The sequence below is a fragment of the Lentzea albida genome (genome assembly GCF_900111005.1).
GTDB classification, from domain to species: Bacteria; Actinomycetota; Actinomycetes; order Mycobacteriales; family Pseudonocardiaceae; genus Lentzea; species Lentzea albida.
In genome coordinates this window covers 366,012-383,849 of sequence record NZ_FOFV01000003.1, presented here as the reverse complement: position 1 = coordinate 383,849, position 17,838 = coordinate 366,012, and the positions used below count along the sequence as shown (strand labels likewise).

The window sequence follows — 17,838 nt, the reverse complement described above, 5'->3', positions numbered from 1 at the left end:
GCATGCTCCGCGATGACGCCGGTACACGTCGTCGCGTCGAAGGGGCCCACCGATGTTCGGCAGCAAGCAGAAGAAGATCGTTTCGCTTGAGCAAGCTGCGGGCGGGCTTCAGCAGCAGGTCAACCAGTTGAGCGGCTACCTGCAGCAGATCGGCGGTCTCGACCACGCCCAGCTGCGTGAGGAGATCGACCGGATGCGAGCCGAACTCGCCGGCCTGCGCCAGGCTCACGCCGGTGAGAGACAGGCACACCAGCAGGCCATGGCGGGTGAGAGGCAGGCTCACGAGCGAACGCTGGCGGCCGAGCGCCAGGCGCAGGACGAGGCGCTGGCGTTGCGGAAGCAGGGGTTCGAGCAGGGACTGACCCGGTTGCGTGCCGAGTTGGAGACCGCGAAGGCGGCGCTCGTGCCGTTCACCGACGAGTTGCTGTTCCAGGAAGCCGGTGTGTTCCGCTACCACCACCCGCTCGAGAACGCCGAGGCGTACAAGCGCGAACTCGATCGCGTGCAGGACGCTATGAAGCAGATGATCCGGGACAAGACGGCGGTCACCGGCAGCAGCAACTTCACCTTCAACGGATCGAGCAGGGAAGGCGCCAAGATGGTCGCCGACTGGTGCAAGCTCATGCTGCGTTCGTACAACGCGGAGGCGGAGAACAGCCTGCGGGTGATGAAGGCGGGGTCTGTCGAGGCGGCCAAGAAACGGCTGGTCCGCGCGGCCGAGGCCATCGAGAAGCTCGGCAAGATGCTCAGCATCACCATCGACGACCGCTACGAGGCGTTGCGCATGCGCGAGCTCGAACTCACGGCGGACTACCTGCAGAAGAAGCAGGAGGAGAAGGAGAGCGAACGCGCCGAGCGCGAGCGGTTGCGCGAGGAGGCCAAGGCCCAGGCCGAGTTCCGCCGCGAGCTCGAGAAGCTCGAAAAGGAGCGCAAGCACCTGGAGAACGTTCGCAAGGCGTTGCTGGACAAGGGGGATCTCGCGGCTGCGGAGGAGCTCCAGTCCGAGTTGGACAAGGTCGTCTCCGGGATTGAGGGTGTCCACCAGCGCGAGGCCAACATCCGTGCCGGCTACGTGTACGTGATCAGCAACCTGGGTGCGTTCGGGCCGAAGATGGTCAAGATCGGCATGACTCGGCGGTTGCACCCGGAGGAGCGCGTGCTCGAACTCGGTGACGCGTCGGTGCCGTTCCGCTATGACACGCACATCCTGCACTACTCGGCCGACGCGGTCTCACTGGAGACCAAACTGCACCAGGAGCTGTCCGACCGCCGGGTCAACCGGGTCAACATGCGCCGCGAGTTCTTCTACGCCACGCCTGAGGACGTGCGCGAACTGCTGAAGAAGCACTCCGGCCAGATGCTCGAGTACGTCCTCGAACCGGAGGCCGCCGAGTACCGGCAGAGCGTGGCTTCCTGATTTGCGGGTATCTCCACTGCATGGCTGAGGTCGCACTGAACGTCGAAGCGCCCGTGGACGCCGTCTGGGCGGTGCTCGCCGACGGCTGGTCGTACGCGGGATGGGTGGTCGGCGCGTCGCACATCCGTGACGTGGACGAGGGCTGGCCGGAGCCGGGCACGCGCATCCACCACAGCGTGGGGCCGTGGCCGCTCGTCATCAGCGACACCACCGAGGTGGTCCGCTGCGAGCCCCGCGAGCTGCTCGAGCTCGATGCGCGGCTGTGGCCGGTCGGGGCCGCGCGGATCACGTTCACGCTGCACGCGCTCGGGGAGTCGCGGACGGAGGTGCGCATGGCCGAGCGGGTGGTGCGCGGGCCGTCGACCCTGATGCCCAAGGTCGTGCAGGACGTCCTGCTGACGCCCCGCAACAAGGAGACCCTGCAGCGCTTGGACGACCTGGCCAAGGGTCGTCAGTAGATCGCCTTCTGCAGGCCCTGCACCACCGTCCGGTAGAGCTCGCCCGCCGCACCCCAGCGGGCGAGCGCCGCCCGTGCCGCGTTCGCGCCCGCCGCGCCGTGCACGCCGCCGCCCGGCCACGCCGACGAGCCCGTCAGGTAGAGGCGGTCGAACGGGGTGTCCGCCCGGCCGAGGCCGGGCACGGGCCGGAAGACGAGCTGCTGGTGGATCGCCGCCGTGCCGCCGTTGACCGAGCCGATGTCGTCGGGGCCGAGCACGGACCGGGCCTGGATGAGCGAGCGGAAGCCGGGTGCGCGTTCCTCGATCATCAGCTCCAGGCGGTCGGCGCGGCGCTTCAGGCGGTCCGGCGTCCAGGCCCCGCCCAGCGGCACGTGGGTGTAGGCCCAGGCGGCCTCGGTGCCGGCCGGGGAACGGGTCGGGTCGGTCGTCGTCATCTGGCCCAGGATCATGAACGGGTTGCGCGGCACCTTGCCGCACGCCAGCTCGTGCGCGACGGTCGCGAGCCCGTTGACGTCGCCGCCGAGGTGGACGGTGCCCGCCTGCGAGGCCTCCGCGTTGCGCCAGGGGATCGGGCCCGACAGCGCCCAGTCGACCTTGATCGTGTCGCCGTCCCACTGGAACCGCTTCAGGTCCTCCGCGAGCTTCGCCGGCAGCGCGTCGCCGCCGATCAGGTCGAGGTAGAGCCGGGGCGCGGGCACGTCGGCGAGCACCGCGCGCCGTGCGCGCACGACGGAGCCGTCTTCCAGACGCACACCCACGGCGACACCGCGCGCGTGCAGCACCTCGGTGACCTTCGAACCGGTCTCGATCCGTCCGCCGAACCGGCGGACCAGCGAGGCGGCCAGCTCTCCCGCGCCGCCGCGGGGGACCGGGTTGCCGACGTCCTGGGCGAGCATCGCGAGCAGCCAGCCGAAGCCCGCGCCGCCGGCCTGGTCCGGGCCGAGGTCCGAGTGCATCGTGTTGCCCGCGAGCAGCACCCGTGCGCCCTCGCCGGAGAAGAGCTCCTCGCCGAGGCGCCGCACGGGCTGGGTCAGCAGGCGCGTCAGCCGCAGCGTGTCGCCCAGGCCCAGCGTGCGCAGCAACGACAGGCCGCCGCGGACGGGCGGGAACGGCCGCAGCAGGCTCTCCAGCACGCTGTCGCGGACCCGCCGCCACTGGGCGAACGCGGCGTGCCACGCCTCGGCGTCCGAGTCGGCGAACGTGCCGACGGACTTCGCGGTGACGTCGACGTCACGGGACAGGAGCGCGACCCGGTCGTCCGGCAGCACGTGGGCCAGCACGGCAGGTGCGTGCTCCCACTGCACGTCCAGGTTCAACGCGCCGATGACCGGCGAGCCGAGACCGAGAGGGTAGAACGCGCTGTAGACGTCGTTCGTGAAGCCCGGAGCGGTGGTCTCGGCCGATGTCACGGCACCGCCCGGTGTGTCGCGCTGCTCCAGGACGAGCACGTCCCAGCCCGCGTCCGCCAGCAGGGTGGCGGCGACCAGTCCGTTCGGACCGGAGCCGATGACGACCGCGTCGACCTCGTTCACGCACGTCCTCCCATTGCCGTCATGACCTCGCGCAGCACATCGCGCGCGTCGTGTTCGGGCCACCATTTCAGATCTTCACGTGCTCGTGTGGTGTTCACGAGCGGCGCCTGGTCGGCCATCCGGACCCATTCCGGGGTCAGGGGCTGCAGTCCGAGGCGCGACGTCGCGCCCGCGAGCGTCTCGATCACGGGGTACGGCACCGGCAACCGGCCGGCGCCCACGCGGCCCGCGATCATCGGTGCCGTCAGCACCGGTTCGGACGCGAGGTTGAAGGCGCCCAACGCCTTGCGCTCCACTATCGCCACGATCGCGCGCGCTACGTCGTCCGCGTGCACGAGTTGCAGGCGCAGGTCGTTCCACAACGGGACCGGCAGGTACGGCAGCAGCCTCGGCGGGAGCAGCGGGCTCATCAGCCAGCGGCGGATCTTCTCGGCGGCGGACGCCTGGGCGATGCCGCACGGCCGGATCACGCTGCACGGCAGCGGGTAGCGGCCGACCAGCTCCTCCAGCCGCACCTTGTGCGCGCTGTAGGTGTTGTCCGCGATGCCCGTCAGCGTCCACGACTCGTCGACCCTCGACCAGCGTTCCGCCGGGGCGTAGGCCGCGACCGAGGAGGCGACGACCAGGTGCCCGACGTCCTCCTTCACGCACGCGGCGAGCACGTGTTCGGTGCCGTCGACGTTGGTCTGGCGATTCGTGGGCTTGATCGCGAACGCCAGGTGCACCACGACGTCGGCACCGCGGAAGGAGTCGCGCAGTGACGACAGGGTCCGCACGTCGACACCGGCGTCGGTGAAGTCCAGGTGGCGGCGCAGCGCGCTGCCGACGTTGCCGGACGCACCGGTGACGACGATTTTCACCCTGTCCGGATACCCGCGATGTGACCGATCACGCGTATCTCATTTCGTTCGGTACCGAAGAGCTAGCACACTCCGTAACCAAGTGGAAGTTACTTGAACCTTACGGCGCTGTGTTCCGTAACACATAAGGGGGCATTATGCGGGCCTCCACCCAATACTGAGCTACCGCTTAGTATGCCTCGATCATTTGGACAAGGACCTCTGCATGCCCCTCCGCCGCGTACTGCCCTCCGCCGCCTTGGCGTTAGCCGTCCTCGTGGCCGGCTGTGGCGCAAAGGAAGACGCGAAGGCCCAGGTCAAGACCGGGCCGGGCGTTACCGACGACACGATCTCGCTCGGCATCCTCACGGACATGACAGGGCCGTTCAAAGCGTCGGCGCTCACCCGCATGAAGGGTTACGAGCTGTACTTGAAGCAGGTCAACGACCGCGGAGGCATCTGCGGTCGCAAGGTCGAGCTCAAGCAGAAGGACCACGCGTACGACGTCCAGAAGGCCCTCGACGCCTACTTCGACCTGGAGCCGCAGGTCCTCGGCCTGCTGGAACTCGCGGGCACGCCGATGACGGCCGCGATCGAGCCCGACATCATGCAGACCCGGACGCTCACCGCGCCCGCGTCCTGGGCCGCGTCGCTGCTCGGCAACCCGCACATGATGATCGTCGGCACCACGTACGACCTCGACGTCATCAACGGACTCGATCACTACAAGCGCCGTGGTGTGATCAAGGACGGCGACACCGTCGGCCACGTGTACGCCCAGGGCAGCTACGGCGACAACGCCGTCGAGGGCAGCCGGTTCGTCGGCACGCAGTGGAACATGAAGATCGCCGAGCAGCCGATCAGCGAGACCACCGCCGACCTCACGCAGCAGATCGCCGCGCTGAAGGCCGCGGGCGCGAAGGCCGTCGTGCTCAGCACCACGCCCGCCCAGACCGCCGCCGCCGTCGGGGTGGCCGCGGCGCTGAAGTGGGAGGTGCCGTTCATGGTCAACGTGGTCGGCTTCGACACCGCGATCCTCGACTCCCCGGTCGGCCCGGCCGTGGAGAAGCAGGTGTCCGTGGTGACGTCGGTGGCGCCGTTCAGCGGCAGCCAGCCCGGCCCGCGCGAGGTCGCTGCGGCGTTCAACAAGTACTACCCCAACGACAAGCCCGCGATCTACGTCGACCACGGCTACACGGTCGCGAAGGTGTTCCTCTCCGTCATCGAGAAGGCCTGCCAGAACGGCGACCTCTCGCGCGACGGCGTGCTGGACGCGTTCCACAACACCAACGGCCTCGACACCCAGGGCCTGACCAGCGCGTTGCACTACTCGCTGGTGGGACGGCCCTCGGCCACCCAGTCCTACGTCACGAAGGTCGACTCGAAGGCGCCCGGCGGTCTCACCACCGTCGAGGAGCTGTTCGAGTCGGAGCTCGTGAAGCTCAAGGGCACGCGCGCCAAGTAGTCGCCAAATGAGAAACGGCCCCTCCGGGTGGAGGGGCCGTTTCTGTTGACTTACTTGCCGAACCCGGCCTTGCGGAGCGCGTCCGCCATCGAGCCGTTCGCCGGCGGCGCGGAGGTGCGCTGCTGGCCGCCGCGCTGCTGCCCACCGCGCTGCTGCGGACGGCCGCCGCGGTCACGGCCACCGCCGCCGCCCTGCTTCGGAGCGGGCTTGCCCGGCTCGTCGGTCAGGCGCAGCGTGAGGCCGATGCGCTTGCGGGCCTCGTCGACCTCCAGCACCTTCACCCGCACCACGTCACCGGACTTCACGACGTCGCGCGGGTCCTTCACGTAGGTGTTGGACAGGGCCGAGATGTGCACGAGACCGTCCTGGTGCACGCCGATGTCGACGAACGCGCCGAACGCGGCCACGTTCGTCACGACGCCCTCCAGCACCATGCCGGGCTTGAGGTCGGCGATCTTCTCGACGCCGTCCGCGAAGGTCGCCGTCTTGAACGCCGGACGCGGGTCGCGGCCCGGCTTCTCGAGCTCCTTCAGGATGTCCGTGACGGTCGGCAGACCGAACTGCTCGTCCACGAACTGCTCGGGCCGGATCTTCGTCAGCACCGCCGTGTTGCCGATCAGCTCGGCACCCGCGGCCTCCTGGATGCGGCGCACGACCGGGTACGCCTCGGGGTGCACCGAGGAGGCGTCGAGCGGCTCGTCGCCCCCGCGGATCTTGAGGAAGCCCGCGCACTGCTCGAACGCCTTCGGGCCCAGGCGCGCGACGTCCATCAACGCCTTGCGGGTCCTGAACGGGCCGTTCGAGTCGCGGTGCAGCACGATGTTCTCCGCGAGACCGGCGGTGATGCCGGAGACGCGGGTCAACAGCGGCACGGACGCGGTGTTGAGGTCGACGCCGACCGCGTTCACGCAGTCCTCGACCACCGCGTCCAGGGACCGCGACAGCTTGGACTCCGCCAGGTCGTGCTGGTACTGGCCGACGCCGATCGACTTCGGGTCGATCTTCACGAGCTCGGCCAGCGGGTCCTGCAGGCGGCGCGCGATCGAGACGGCGCCGCGGATCGACACGTCGAGGCCCGGCAGTTCGGACGAGGCGTAGGCCGACGCCGAGTACACCGACGCGCCCGCCTCCGACACCACGATCTTGGTGAGGCCCAGGTCCGGGTGGCGCTTGATCAGGTCGGCGGCCAGCTTGTCGGTCTCGCGCGAGGCCGTGCCATTGCCGATGGCGATCAGGTCGACGTTGTACTGCTTCGCCCACGCGGCGAGCTTCGCGATCGACTCGTCCCAGCGGTTCGCGGGCACGTGCGGCTGGATGACGCCGTGCGCGACGACCTTGCCGGTCGCGTCGACGACCGCGACCTTCACGCCGGTGCGGTAACCGGGGTCGAGGCCCATCGTGGCGCGCGTGCCGGCCGGGGCGGCCAGCAGCAGGTCGCGCAGGTTCGAGGCGAACACCTTGACGGCCTCGTCCTCGGCGAACGAGCGCAGCCGGCCGCGCAGGTCGATGCCGAGGTGCACGAGGATGCGCGTGCGCCACGCCCAGCGGACGGTGTCGGTGAGCCACTTGTCGCCGGGACGGCCCTGGTCGTCGATGCCGAAGCGGGAGGCGATGCGCGCCTCGAACGTCGAGGGGCCCTCCTCGCGCGGCTCCTCCGGCTCCAGGACGAGGTCGAGGACCTCCTCCTTCTCGCCGCGGAACAGCGCCAGGATGCGGTGCGACGGCAGCTTGGCGAACGGCTCGTCGAACTCGAAGTAGTCGGAGAACTTGGCGCCCTCGGTCTCCTTGCCCTCGCGGACCTTGGAGACGACGCGGCCGCGCGTCCACATCTGCTCGCGCAGCTCGCCGATCAGGTCGCCGTCCTCGCCGAACCGCTCGACCAGGATGGCCCGCGCGCCCTGCAGGGCGGCCGCGGCGTCCGCGACCTCCTTGGCGGGGTCGACGAACTTCGCGGCTTCTTCCTGCGGGTTCAGGCCGGGGTCACCCAGAAGTGCGTCGGCGAGCGGTTCCAGGCCCGCTTCCTTCGCGATCTGGGCCTTGGTGCGGCGCTTCTGCTTGTACGGCAGGTAGAGGTCCTCGAGCCGCGCCTTCGAGTCGGCGGCGAGGATCTGCGCTTCGAGGGCGTCGTTCAGCTTGCCCTGCTCGCGGATGGAGTTGAGGACGGCCGCCCGGCGCTCCTCCAGTTCGCGCAGGTAGCCGAGGCGTTCCTCGAGCGTGCGCAGCTGGGCGTCGTCGAGACCGCCGGTCGCCTCCTTGCGGTAGCGGGCGACGAACGGGACGGTCGCGCCACCGTCGAGCAGTTCGACAGCAGAGCCGACCTGGCCTGCGGCCACGCCGAGCTCGTCAGCGATCTTCTGGTGGATGAGCGTTGTCACAGCGCGCCATTCTGCCCGCTGCCGGATTCGACGTGGCACGGTGTCCTTCATGACCATCGCCGCGGTCGTCCCCTCACTGCTGTCGGGCCTGGGAGTTCCGGGCGCCGACAACACGCTCGGCCTGCCACCGGCCCGGCGTGTCGTCCTGCTGCTCGTCGACGGCCTCGGCCACGAGCTGTTGCGCGCGCACGCCTCGCACGCGCCGTTCCTCGCGGGGCTCCCCGGCCGGGAGATCTCCGCCGGTTTCCCGTCGTCGACGGCCACGAGCCTCGCGTCGGTCGGCACCGGGCTGCTCTCGGGCGAGCACGGCATCGTCGGCTACACGTTCGCGGTCGGTGACGAGGTGCTGAACTCGCTGACCTGGGCGCGGGCGGGCGACCACCGCCACGACCTGCGCAAGGCGCTCGTGCCCGAGGTCGTGCAGCCGCACCCGACGCTGTTCGAACGGGCCGCGGCGGCCGGGGTCGCGGTCAGCGCCGTCGCACCGCTGCTGCACCGCGGCAGCGGACTGACGCGGGCGGTGCTGCGCGGGTCGTGGTTCCGCGGCACGGCCGGGTTCGGCGACCTCGCACTGGGGGCGGTCGCGGCGGTGCGGCAGGACCGCTCGTTCTGCTACGCCTACCACGCCGACCTCGACACGATCGGGCACCTCTACGGGCCGGGTTCCGAGGAGTGGTTGCTGCAACTGGAGTTCGTGGACTCGCTGGCCGCGCGGATCGCGTCGAGGCTGCCCGCCGACTCGCTGCTCGTCGTGACGGCCGACCACGGCATGGTGACCGCGGGCGAGCGGATCGACTTCGACACGGAACCGCTGCTGTGGCAGGGGGTGCGCGTGATCGCCGGTGAGCCGCGGGTGCGTTATCTGCACACCGAGACCGACGAGGTGCTGTCCGTGTGGCGGGAGTTCCTCGGCGACCGGGCCGACGTGCTGACGCGGGAGGAGGCCGTGGAGGCCGGGTGGTTCGGTCCGGTCAGCCCGCTCGCGGCCGACCGGATCGGGGATGTCGTCGTGGCGATGAAGGACTCCGCGGTGCTGCTGCGCAGCCAGGCCGAACCCAGCTGGAACGCCCTGACGGGGTTCCACGGCGCGCGCACCCGCGAGGAGATGGCGATCCCGCTTCTCATCCACTCAGTGACTTCAGTCTAGACCGAACCCAGCCTTCGTCGCTGGTCAGCTCTAGGATTACCGGACGTGACGATCGAACTGCCTGGACCAGTCGCCTTCGTGCTCGGAGGCGGGGGAAGCCTCGGTGCCGCGCAGGTCGGCATGCTGCGCGCGCTGCGGGAGCACGGCGTGCGGCCCGACCTGGTCGTCGGCACGTCGGTCGGGTCGGTCAACGGCTCGCTGCTCGCCCTGGACCCGGACAAGGCGGCGGAACGGCTCGCGGTGCTGTGGGAGGGCATGACGCGGCAGCGGGTGTTCCCCGGCGGGCCGATCGCGCAGCTGAGGTCGTTGCGCACCAACAAGACCTACCTCTTCCCGAACACCGGGCTGGCCTCGGTGCTGGCGGACGGGCTCGACGGGGCGGCGTCCTTCGCCGAGCTGACGCTGCCGTTCGGGGCGGTGTCGGTGAACGGCGTGACCGGTGAGGCCGTGAACATCACCGAGGGCGAGCTGGTCCCCGCGATCCTCGCCAGCGCGGCGATCCCGGGCGTGTACCCGCCGGTGCGCATCGGCGACCAGGTGCTCTACGACGGCGGTGTGCTGGCGAACGTGCCGATCCGCCAGGCCCTCGCGATGGGCGCGAAGTCGTTGGTGGTGCTCGACTGCGCGTTCCCCGGGCACCTGCCGGCCGTGCCGGAGACGCTCGCCGAGACGTTGCTGTTCTGGGCGACGCTGGGCATGCGCAACCAGGCCGTGCTGGAGGTGGAGCTCGCGTCGCAGAGCGCGCCGGTGCTGTACCTGCCCGGTCCGCCCGTGCAGGCCGTGACGCCGCTGGACTTCTCGCACACCGCGGAACTGGTCGAGGCATCCTACCAGGCCTCGACCGCGTTCCTCACGGCGCTGGAGTTCACCGGTGCGGGGCTGTACGGGCACCCGTCACACGGGTAGCGCGAGGCCCGGGACACCACGACTCCGGCATTCCGCGCGTCCCGGCCGAGGGCGTCCACGTGCCGGGGCGTGGTCTGAACAGGTGAACGTTCGCCTCACGGCTAACGACCGCCCTGTTGCTTCTGACTAACCCTGCACACCAGATCGCGCTTGGCGGACGCGGTCGCGGCAGAGGAGTGCGCGCGACATGACGCCAGTGGAGATGGAGCTGTTCAACGCCATCGAACGCCTGGGCCGGGCCGAGTTCGTCGGCGCGGGCCGCGAGGTGGGCGCCGAGTTCCTGTCCGGACAACTGCTGCGTGTGCACGGCACCCGTCCGCGCAAGCTGACCCTGTCCGACGTGGTCGTGGTGGGCGAGCTCGACCTGGAGGCCGGGGAGGTCGGTTTCCCGGTCGAGTTCGAGCGATGCACGTTCGAGTACGCGCCGAACTTCGAGCAGGCGACCGTGGCGGGTCTCTACTTCGCGGACTGCCGGCTGCCAGGACTGCGTGCTTCCCAGGTCCGGCTTCAGGACGGACTGGCGTTGCGCGGGTGCATCATCAACGGGCGCGTGCAGCTCACCGGCGCCCATGTGGCAGGTCAGCTGGACATGGACGACTGCGTGATCGACGGCCCGCGGGACGGTGCGTTCAAGGCGGACGGCCTGAAGGTGGAGCAGGACGTCTACTGCTCAGGGAGATTCGCGGTGAATGGGCTGACGCACATGGTCGGTGCTCACATCGGTGGCCAGTTCATCTGCGAAGGCTCGACCTTCCGAAACCCGGGTGAGGACAGGACGCTGGAGTTGAGCGGTCTCGTTGTGGACGAGCACGTCTTCTGGCGCAACGGGTTCGTGGCCGAGGGCGAGGTGAACCTCATCGGTGCCCGTATCGGCGGCCGGTTCATCTGCGAAGGGGCGCGGTTCCACAGTCCTGGCAGGACGGCGTTGTGCGTGGGCGGGATGGCGGTCGGACAGCAGGTGGAGTTCTCCGGGGGCTGCGTTGTCAACGGAGAGCTGAACATGGTCGGCGGCCACTTCGGCGCCTGGGTGAAGCTCACCGGCGCGGAGTTCTCCAATCCCGGCGGTGTGGCGGTCGACCTCACGCGCTCGGTCACCACGCTCAATCTCGTCCTGCGCAAAGGCACGACCGTGCAAGGTGAACTCCGCATGATCGGAGCAAGGGTCGACGGGCTGGTGGGTGCGCAGGGAGCGCACCTCTCGAACGCGAGCGGCATCGCGCTCAACGCTTCGGGGCTGCAGGTGAACAGTGATCTGGTCTTGGGCGTTCAGGCTGACGTGCGGTTCCACGCTCAGGGCGTCGTGGTGCTCGCCGATGCGCAGGTCGGAGGCAACTTCGACTGCAGCGGTGGGCTGTTCGAGAACGAGGACGGCGACGCGCTGGTCGCTCGTGGGATCAAAGTGGGCATGGACGCGGTCCTGGGCGCGCAGTTCACCGCGCGAGGGCGGGTGGACTTCGCGCGTGCCAGGATCGACGGCAAGCTCGACTTCACCGGTGCCAGGTTGAAGAACGAGGGTGACGCGGTGCGGTGCGACAGCGTGCGTGTCGGTCACGCCGCGGTGTTCGACGATGCGCTTGTCACCGGGTGCGTGCGGATGTGTGATGCGAGGATCGGGTCCGAGATCAGTTTCGTGGGTGCGGTCCTCAAAGGCGTACCGGCGGTCAAGCTCAAGGGCACACAGGTCCGAGGCGTGCTGCGGCTGAGGTTCGCCGAAAGACCCGCCGGTTGGCTGGACCTCCGCCGAGTGCAGGCCGGGTCGCTGGCGGACAGCCAGGGGGACTGGTCCAGGGGCAGTCGTCTCGACGAGTTCGTTTACGGCGCACTGCTCGGCAACTCGATGCCCTTGCACCAGCGCCTGCGGTGGCTGCGGGACGAGGACGACGTTGTCCCGCAGGTCTACCTGCAGCTCTCGTCCGTCTACGCAAAGGCCGGCCTGCACGACAAAGCCACCGATGTGCTGATGGCCAAGGAGGACGCCAAGCGCCGGAAGTTGAAGGGATTCACGGGCCGCCTGCACCGCACGGTGTGGTGGGTGCTCAACCCGACGGTCGGATACGGGTATCGGCCCTTGCGCATCCTCTGGTGTCTGGGCGTGCTCACGGTGGCGGGCGGCCTGATCTTCCACTGGCTCAGGCAAGACAAGCAAAATTTCGCCGTCGCCAGGCCCGTGCTCGATGTCGCCTGGTTCGACCCGTGGCTTTACACGATCGACCTGCTCCTGCCGATCATGAGCCTCGAACACAGCCAGCTGTGGGTGCCGCTGCACGGCGCGAGATGGGCGTCGCTGGCGTTCACCGTCCTCGGCTGGGTGCTCGCGGTCTGCCTCGTCACCGGGATCGGCCGGCTCTTCAAGCGAGACGAGCGTTAACAGGCCAGCACGCGCCCGACGTTGTGCTCCGCGATCGCCCGCATGGCCTCGCGGTGCGGGAAACCGCCGTCCAGCAACCGGAGCGGGCCCTCCACGAGGGACAGGTGCTGGGCGGGGCGGTAGAACGACATCCGGGCCTGGTCGAGGCCCGCGACCGGGCGGTGGTGGGAGCCGAAGCGCAGTTCCAGGAACACGTGTTCCCACTCGACGTCGAAGAACATCGCGCCCTCGATGTCGATCAGCACCGGCCTGCCGTCCGCCACGAGCACGTGGTCGGGGCCCAGTTCGCCGTGGATCAGCGAGTACGTGGTGCGCGGGGCGAGCACGGCGTGTCGTTGGCGCAGCTGGGTTTCCAGGCGGTCCCGTTCGGCGGCGATCCTCGGGACGCGCGCGCAGCAGGCTTCCAGGTGGCCGAGGGCGCGGTGCAGCACGACGTCGGGCACCGCGGGCGCGTCCAAGGGTTGGAGTGCGCTCGGGCGGCCGTAGCGCGGGCTGGTGTGGCGGTGCACGGCGGCGAGGTCGTCCCACAGGCGGTCCAGGACCTCGGTGTCGAGCGACTGTTCCAGGAAATCGCTTCCCAGGTCCTCGACCACGACCACGTCGGGGGTTGTCAGCACCAGCCCCGGCACGGACGCGCCCGACTCGGTGAGCGCGGTGTGGGCCGTGAGGAACAGGTCGCGCCCGCTCGCGTGGCCGAACAACGGGTCGTGGTCGTGTTCCGGCCAGTAGTCCTCGGAGGCGCGCCACACGTACGCGATGCCCGTCGTGCCGTCGTCGAGCGTGAGGCGGTAGACGCCCTTCTTGCTGCCGCCGCTGAGGCGGGTCACGTCGTGCAGTTCACGGCCGTACGCTGACTGCGCGATGCCCGCGAGATCGGCCACCCCCAGATGTGCCACGCTCCGCAACGCTAGTGATCGGCGCGGTGCCAACACTTCCGGGGTGGGCGGACACGTACGGGTATGACAACCGAAGACGACCGCGAGTTGTGGTCGCGGGCCGCCGGGGGCGGTGCGCGGGCCTTCGGGGCGCTGTTCGACCGGCACGCCAAGGCCGTCTACAACCACTGCTTCCGGTTGACCGCCTCGTGGGCCGAGGCCGAGGACCACCTGCAGGCGACGTTCCTGCTGGCCTGGCGCAAGCGCGGCGACGTGCGGCTCGAACGCGATTCAGCGTTGCCGTGGCTGCTCGCCGTGGCGACGAACGTCGTGCGCAACGAGCAGCGCTCGCTGACCCGGCGGCTGCGGAACCTGCGGCGGGTCGGGGAGGAGCGCGCGGTGCCCGACCACGCGGACCTGGTGGCGGAACGGCTCGACGACCAACGGCGGATGAAGGAGCTGCTCGACGCCGTGGCGGAGTTGCCGCGCAACGAACGTGAGGCGCTCGCGCTGTGCGTGTGGTCCGAGGTGTCGTACGCGGACGCGGCGGCGGTGCTCGGCATCACCGAGGGCAGCGTGCGGGCGCGCGTCAGCAAGGCGAAGTCGAAGCTCCAGCAGCACCGCGAGCTCGTGCACACCGAGGAGGTCCGATGACCAGCACGCTCCCACCCCCGCGGGACCTGCCGCCGGGCCGCCACACCCAGATCCGCGCCGAGCTCGAACAGGCGGTCGCGGGTCGCCGGTTGCTCTTCCCGGTCCTCGCCGGGGTTGCCGCGGTCGCCGCCGTGGTCGTCAGCGTCGTGACCCTCCGGCCGGTCGCGCTCCCGCCGGAGCCCGCCGTTCCCGTCACCAGCCCGCCGCCCACGACGTCCGGCCCCGACGTGCCGCGCGCGACGGCCGAGGCGATCGAGAAGGGGTGCATGCACGCCAGCGGGCAGATCGGGAAGGCGGAGCTGCGGCAGCTGTTCGACGAACAGACGCGGTGGGCCCTGCTCCACGACGAGCAGGGGGTGCTGCTGTGCGCTCTCGGCGAAGGGGCCAGGCCGTACACCTCCGATTACGCGCGGCGCGCCGTGCGCCTCCTGCCGGGGCACCTCTCCGTCGACGTCACGACCGCGACCAGCGGCGGCGATCACCGGGGCACGTGGTTCGAGGGCAAGCCCGGCCACCGGACGGTGGCCGGGCGGATCGACCCGGCGGTCGCGCGGGTGTCGGTCACCGCGGACGGCGTGACGGCCGACGCCAAGATCGTCAACGGCACGTACGCCGTCCGCCTGTACCACCCGCCGTCCTGGACGGTCCCGGAAGGCGCACCCGAACCGCTCGTCCGCGCCTACGACGCGAGCGGCGAGGTGCTCGGCACGAGCCAGGACGAGCGGACAGCGTGCTTCTACGACCCGAAGACCCTCGAAATCGTCTACGGTGACCCGCTCCTGAGGGACCAGTGCCGACCGGCGTCGCCCTGGCGGTGACGAACGGCGGCTACCGACCGGTCGGTTCAAGCGACATACTGGTTGGTATGACGACTGTGGCGAACTTCGGCGGCACCAGCCACCACGCTGACCTCGGCGGGCCCGTGCACTGGGTCGACTTCGGCGGACCGGAGGACGGTCCGCGCGTCGTGCTCGTGCACGGGCTCGGCGGGTCGCACCTCAACTGGGTGCTGCTGGCGCCGTTGCTCGCGCGGAGGGCCCGCGTCACGGCCGTCGACCTCGCCGGGCACGGCCTGACGCACCCGGAGGGGCGGCAGACGACCGTCCAGGCCAACACGCGGCTGCTGGGCCGGTTCCTGCGGGAGGTCGTGCGGGAACCGGCGGTCCTCGTCGGCAACTCGATGGGCGGGCTGATCTCGCTCTTCCAGACCGCCCACGACCCCGAGCAGGTGAAGGGACTGGTGCTGGTCGACCCCGCGCTGCCGATGGTGCTGGGCACCCGGCCGGACCCGGCGGTGCTCGCCACGTTCTTCCTGTACTCGGTGCCGGGGCTGGGGGAGCGGTTCCTGGCGAGGTCGAGGACCGCGCCGGCACGAGCGCAGGTCGACCGGCTGCTGAAACTGGTCTGCGCGGACCCGTCGGGCATCCCCGAGGAGCTCAAGCTCGCCAGCGAACACCTGATCGGCGAGCGCGCGAAGGTCGAGGGGCTCGACAAGGCGTTCCTCGAAGCCGCGCGCAGCGTCGTGTCCGCGCTCTCGAAGCGCGGGGCCTACCACGCGGCGATGGCGAAGGTGCGCGTGCCGGTGTTCCTGATGAGCGGTGACCGCGACAGGCTCGTCAACGTCGCCTCCGCCCGGGCCGCGGCCCGCCGGTTCCCGCACTGGCGCTACGACGAGCTGGCGAACGTCGGTCACGTGCCCCAGCTGGAGGTCCCCGAGGTCGTGTCCGAGCGGGTCCTCGAGTGGATGGACGCCAACCGCCTGACCACGTCCGCGAGCTGACCGAACGTGAGCCGCTCCCGCAGCACGGGGGCGGCCCCGGTCAGCACGAAGTGGTCCGCGTGCTGCTCGACGCCCGTCAGCTCGACGCCGCGCGGCAGCTCCGGCACCGCGAACACCCGCGCCGGCAGCCACCTGTGCAGCCGCACGTGCAGCTCGGAGCCGACCAACCGGACGGTCAACGGGAACCAACTGACCGGTTGCAACTCCGGGATGTCCGCGAAGTCCACTTCCACGCGGAACTCGACCGGTGACGCCACCAGCACGGCGGGCGGGTTCACGTGCACGTCGCGGCACACGACGGTGGCGCGGCGGGCACGCCAGCGCGACCACCGCACGTCCTCCAGGTCGACGCGGACGTCGTCGACCTGGCCGAGAGCCAGCCCGAGGGCGCCCAGCCGCGCGTCGAGTCCCACCACGGTCAGGTGCAGGTCGTGCTCGCCCGCCTGGACCGTCAGCGCGTGCCTCAGGCCGTCGGCTCCGGCTTCGTGCGCACGGCACGCGGCTTCGCGGCGGACTTCTTCGCCGCGGAGCTCTCCGCGGCCTCGGCGGCCAGCGCGACCATCTCGTCGAAGCCCGCGCGGATGCCGTCCGCGAGGATCTGGACGTCCGGCACGCCGTCGAAGTCGGCGTTGATGCCGAAGGTGAACCGGTCGAGGTAGGAGAAGATGCCGACGGTGATCCGGATCGTCGAGGCGACCGGCACGTACGGGAACATCTCCACGAGCGGGCGGCCGAGCATGTAGAGCGGCACGCGCGGGCCGGGCACGTTCGTGGTGACGGTCTGCAGGATCTGCTGCGGGAACCGCATCGCGGTCCGCGAGCCCAGCGCCATCAGCGTCGGCGCGGCGAAGTTCGACAGGTTCGTCAGCACGTTCGCGCCCGCGGCCTGACGCGAGCCCTTCAGGTCGTCCATCTGCTCGCGGATCGACGCGAGGCGCTTCACCGGGTCCGCCTCGCCCACGGGCAGGTTGACCAGCACGGCGCTGACGCGGTTGTTCAACTCGTTGTGCTGGTCCGCCTTGCGCATCGACACGGGGACCATGGTGCGCACGACCATGCCCTCGGTCAGCTCGCCGCGCTTCTCCAGCAGGTCGCGGAAACCCCGCGTGATCGCGGTCAGGATGACGTCGTTGACGGTGCCGCCCGCCGCGGTGCGGATCTGCTTGATCTCGGCCAGGCTCGCGCGCGCCCACACCCAGCGGCGGTGCGGCCCGATGGGACCGTTCAACGACGTCGCCGCCCGCGTCACCAGACGCCTCGCCGTGCTGGGAAGAGAACCGAGGACGGACTTGCCGAAGTCCAGGATCTCGCTGAGGGAACGGACGTTGCGCGCGACGGCGGGCAACGCGGACAGGTGCTGCACCGGCGTCACCACGGCGTCGCGGACGCCGTCGACCACCAGGTCGAGCGTCGAGGGCTGCGGCTGCGGCTTCCACTCCTTCGGCTCCGGCAGCACGCTGTCCTGCCGGAAGTCGAGCGTCAGCTGCAGCATGTCCGAACCGGACACTCCGTCGATCATGCAGTGGTGGACCTTGGAGATGATCGCCCAGCGGCCGCCCTCGAGGCCCTCGACGAGCCACGCCTCCCACAGCGGCTTCGAGTCGTCGAGCTTCTGCGCGAAGATCCGGCCGGCGAGGTTGCGCAGCTGGTCCTCCCCGCCCGGCGACGGCACCGCGGTGTGGCGCACGTGGTAGAGGATGTTGAAGTGGTCGTCGTCGACCCAGACCGGACGCCCCACGTGGAACGGCAGCGCCTTCACCTTCTGCCGGTAGCGCGGCACCTGGTCCATGCGCGACAGGAAGAGCCGGATCACGTCGCCGTAGGACGGGGCCGGCCCGTCGAAGACCAGGACGGAACCGACGTGCATCGGCACGTTCTCGTCCTCGATGAAGTAGAAGCTCGCGTCCAAACTGCTCATCCGATCCACTCGAAAAAGACTAGAGGAGCGGTGCGTCTCAATCGACGTCCATGCAGGTGAGAGGCACTGCACAGCTGTGAGGTTGCCGACGCGTTACATCTTCG

Annotated in this window: 15 protein-coding genes; 9 read left to right on the top strand and 6 right to left on the bottom strand. The window is 70.1% G+C overall.

Features of this window, described 5'->3' with window-relative positions:
- Positions 1 to 52 precede the first annotated feature (52 nt).
- Together BMY74_RS10810 and BMY74_RS10805 are read left to right on the top strand one after the other, a co-directional pair.
- Positions 53 to 1,417, top strand: coding sequence for an SNIPE associated domain-containing protein (locus BMY74_RS10810; protein WP_089913622.1), 1,365 nt, complete (start codon positions 53 to 55; stop codon positions 1,415 to 1,417).
- Between the two features lie 20 nt (positions 1,418 to 1,437).
- Positions 1,438 to 1,875: an SRPBCC family protein gene (locus BMY74_RS10805; protein WP_089913619.1), complete on the top strand. Its 438-nt coding sequence runs from the start codon at positions 1,438 to 1,440 to the stop codon at positions 1,873 to 1,875.
- Here BMY74_RS10805 and BMY74_RS10800 read toward each other — a convergent pair.
- Positions 1,869 to 3,407, bottom strand: a complete 1,539-nt coding sequence (locus BMY74_RS10800) for a phytoene desaturase family protein (RefSeq protein ID WP_245786029.1) — start codon at positions 3,405 to 3,407, stop codon at positions 1,869 to 1,871. The genes BMY74_RS10805 and BMY74_RS10800 overlap by 7 nt on opposite strands.
- A complete protein-coding gene (locus tag BMY74_RS10795; protein ID WP_089913614.1) occupies positions 3,404 to 4,267 on the bottom strand; it encodes an NAD-dependent epimerase/dehydratase family protein in 864 nt (287 codons plus the stop codon). The genes BMY74_RS10800 and BMY74_RS10795 overlap by 4 nt, the downstream gene beginning before the upstream one ends.
- A 205-nt stretch (positions 4,268 to 4,472) precedes the next feature.
- Here BMY74_RS10795 and BMY74_RS10790 point away from each other — a divergent pair, with 205 nt between their 5' ends.
- Complete coding sequence (locus tag BMY74_RS10790; RefSeq protein WP_143091529.1) at positions 4,473 to 5,711, top strand: ABC transporter substrate-binding protein; 1,239 nt, start codon at positions 4,473 to 4,475, stop codon at positions 5,709 to 5,711.
- Between the two features lie 50 nt (positions 5,712 to 5,761).
- Here the strand turns inward: BMY74_RS10790 and BMY74_RS10785 are convergent, their stop codons facing one another.
- A complete protein-coding gene (locus BMY74_RS10785; RefSeq protein ID WP_245786028.1) occupies positions 5,762 to 8,086 on the bottom strand; it encodes a Tex family protein in 2,325 nt (774 codons plus the stop codon).
- Positions 8,087 to 8,135: 49 nt separating this feature from the next.
- On the opposite strand from BMY74_RS10785, the gene BMY74_RS10780 reads away from it, so the two are divergent.
- The 3 genes from BMY74_RS10780 (at position 8,136) to BMY74_RS10770 (ending at position 12,507) form a co-directional block, all read left to right on the top strand.
- Positions 8,136 to 9,233 carry an alkaline phosphatase family protein gene (locus BMY74_RS10780; protein WP_089913605.1) on the top strand — a complete coding sequence of 366 codons (1,098 nt, stop codon included), beginning with the start codon at positions 8,136 to 8,138 and terminating at the stop codon, positions 9,231 to 9,233.
- A 45-nt stretch (positions 9,234 to 9,278) separates the two neighbouring features.
- Positions 9,279 to 10,139: a patatin-like phospholipase family protein gene (locus tag BMY74_RS10775; RefSeq protein ID WP_245786027.1), complete on the top strand. Its 861-nt coding sequence runs from the start codon at positions 9,279 to 9,281 to the stop codon at positions 10,137 to 10,139.
- A gap of 187 nt (positions 10,140 to 10,326) precedes the next feature.
- The gene (locus BMY74_RS10770) at positions 10,327 to 12,507 is read left to right on the top strand and encodes a hypothetical protein (protein ID WP_143091528.1); all 2,181 of its coding nucleotides are present in this window, start codon (positions 10,327 to 10,329) and stop codon (positions 12,505 to 12,507) included.
- On the opposite strand, the gene BMY74_RS10765 is transcribed toward BMY74_RS10770, so the two are convergent.
- Positions 12,504 to 13,403, bottom strand: coding sequence for a phosphotransferase (locus tag BMY74_RS10765; protein ID WP_245786026.1), 900 nt, complete (start codon positions 13,401 to 13,403; stop codon positions 12,504 to 12,506). The genes BMY74_RS10770 and BMY74_RS10765 overlap by 4 nt on opposite strands.
- 63 nt (positions 13,404 to 13,466) lie before the next feature.
- On the opposite strand from BMY74_RS10765, the gene BMY74_RS10760 reads away from it, so the two are divergent.
- From BMY74_RS10760 to BMY74_RS10750, 3 genes are read left to right on the top strand one after another with little or no spacing between them, the layout of a single operon-like run.
- Complete coding sequence (locus tag BMY74_RS10760) at positions 13,467 to 14,036, top strand: RNA polymerase sigma factor (RefSeq protein ID WP_089913599.1); 570 nt, start codon at positions 13,467 to 13,469, stop codon at positions 14,034 to 14,036.
- A complete protein-coding gene (locus tag BMY74_RS10755; RefSeq protein WP_089913596.1) occupies positions 14,033 to 14,854 on the top strand; it encodes a hypothetical protein in 822 nt (273 codons plus the stop codon). The genes BMY74_RS10760 and BMY74_RS10755 overlap by 4 nt, the downstream gene beginning before the upstream one ends.
- A gap of 47 nt (positions 14,855 to 14,901) precedes the next feature.
- Positions 14,902 to 15,816: an alpha/beta fold hydrolase gene (locus BMY74_RS10750; RefSeq protein WP_089914281.1), complete on the top strand. Its 915-nt coding sequence runs from the start codon at positions 14,902 to 14,904 to the stop codon at positions 15,814 to 15,816.
- Here BMY74_RS10750 and BMY74_RS10745 read toward each other — a convergent pair.
- Together BMY74_RS10745 and BMY74_RS10740 are read right to left on the bottom strand one after the other, a co-directional pair.
- Positions 15,726 to 16,232, bottom strand: a complete 507-nt coding sequence (locus tag BMY74_RS10745; RefSeq protein ID WP_143091527.1) for a hypothetical protein — start codon at positions 16,230 to 16,232, stop codon at positions 15,726 to 15,728. The genes BMY74_RS10750 and BMY74_RS10745 overlap by 91 nt on opposite strands.
- A gap of 47 nt (positions 16,233 to 16,279) precedes the next feature.
- Positions 16,280 to 17,734: a WS/DGAT/MGAT family O-acyltransferase gene (locus BMY74_RS10740; protein WP_245786025.1), complete on the bottom strand. Its 1,455-nt coding sequence runs from the start codon at positions 17,732 to 17,734 to the stop codon at positions 16,280 to 16,282.
- Positions 17,735 to 17,838 lie beyond the last annotated feature (104 nt).

Excerpts from the sequence above, each read along its gene's own strand:
- BMY74_RS10810 (WP_089913622.1), top strand. The coding sequence starts at position 53 with ATGTTCGGCAGCAAGCAGAAGAAGATCGTTTCGCTTGAGCAAGCTGCG.
- BMY74_RS10805 (WP_089913619.1), top strand. The coding sequence starts at position 1,438 with ATGGCTGAGGTCGCACTGAACGTCGAAGCGCCCGTGGACGCCGTCTGG.
- BMY74_RS10790 (WP_143091529.1), top strand. The coding sequence starts at position 4,473 with ATGCCCCTCCGCCGCGTACTGCCCTCCGCCGCCTTGGCGTTAGCCGTC.
- BMY74_RS10780 (WP_089913605.1), top strand. The coding sequence starts at position 8,136 with ATGACCATCGCCGCGGTCGTCCCCTCACTGCTGTCGGGCCTGGGAGTT.
- BMY74_RS10770 (WP_143091528.1), top strand. The coding sequence starts at position 10,327 with ATGACGCCAGTGGAGATGGAGCTGTTCAACGCCATCGAACGCCTGGGC.
- BMY74_RS10760 (WP_089913599.1), top strand. The coding sequence starts at position 13,467 with ATGACAACCGAAGACGACCGCGAGTTGTGGTCGCGGGCCGCCGGGGGC.
- BMY74_RS10755 (WP_089913596.1), top strand. The coding sequence starts at position 14,033 with ATGACCAGCACGCTCCCACCCCCGCGGGACCTGCCGCCGGGCCGCCAC.
- BMY74_RS10750 (WP_089914281.1), top strand. The coding sequence starts at position 14,902 with ATGACGACTGTGGCGAACTTCGGCGGCACCAGCCACCACGCTGACCTC.
- BMY74_RS10740 (WP_245786025.1), bottom strand. The coding sequence starts at position 17,734 with ATGAGCAGTTTGGACGCGAGCTTCTACTTCATCGAGGACGAGAACGTG.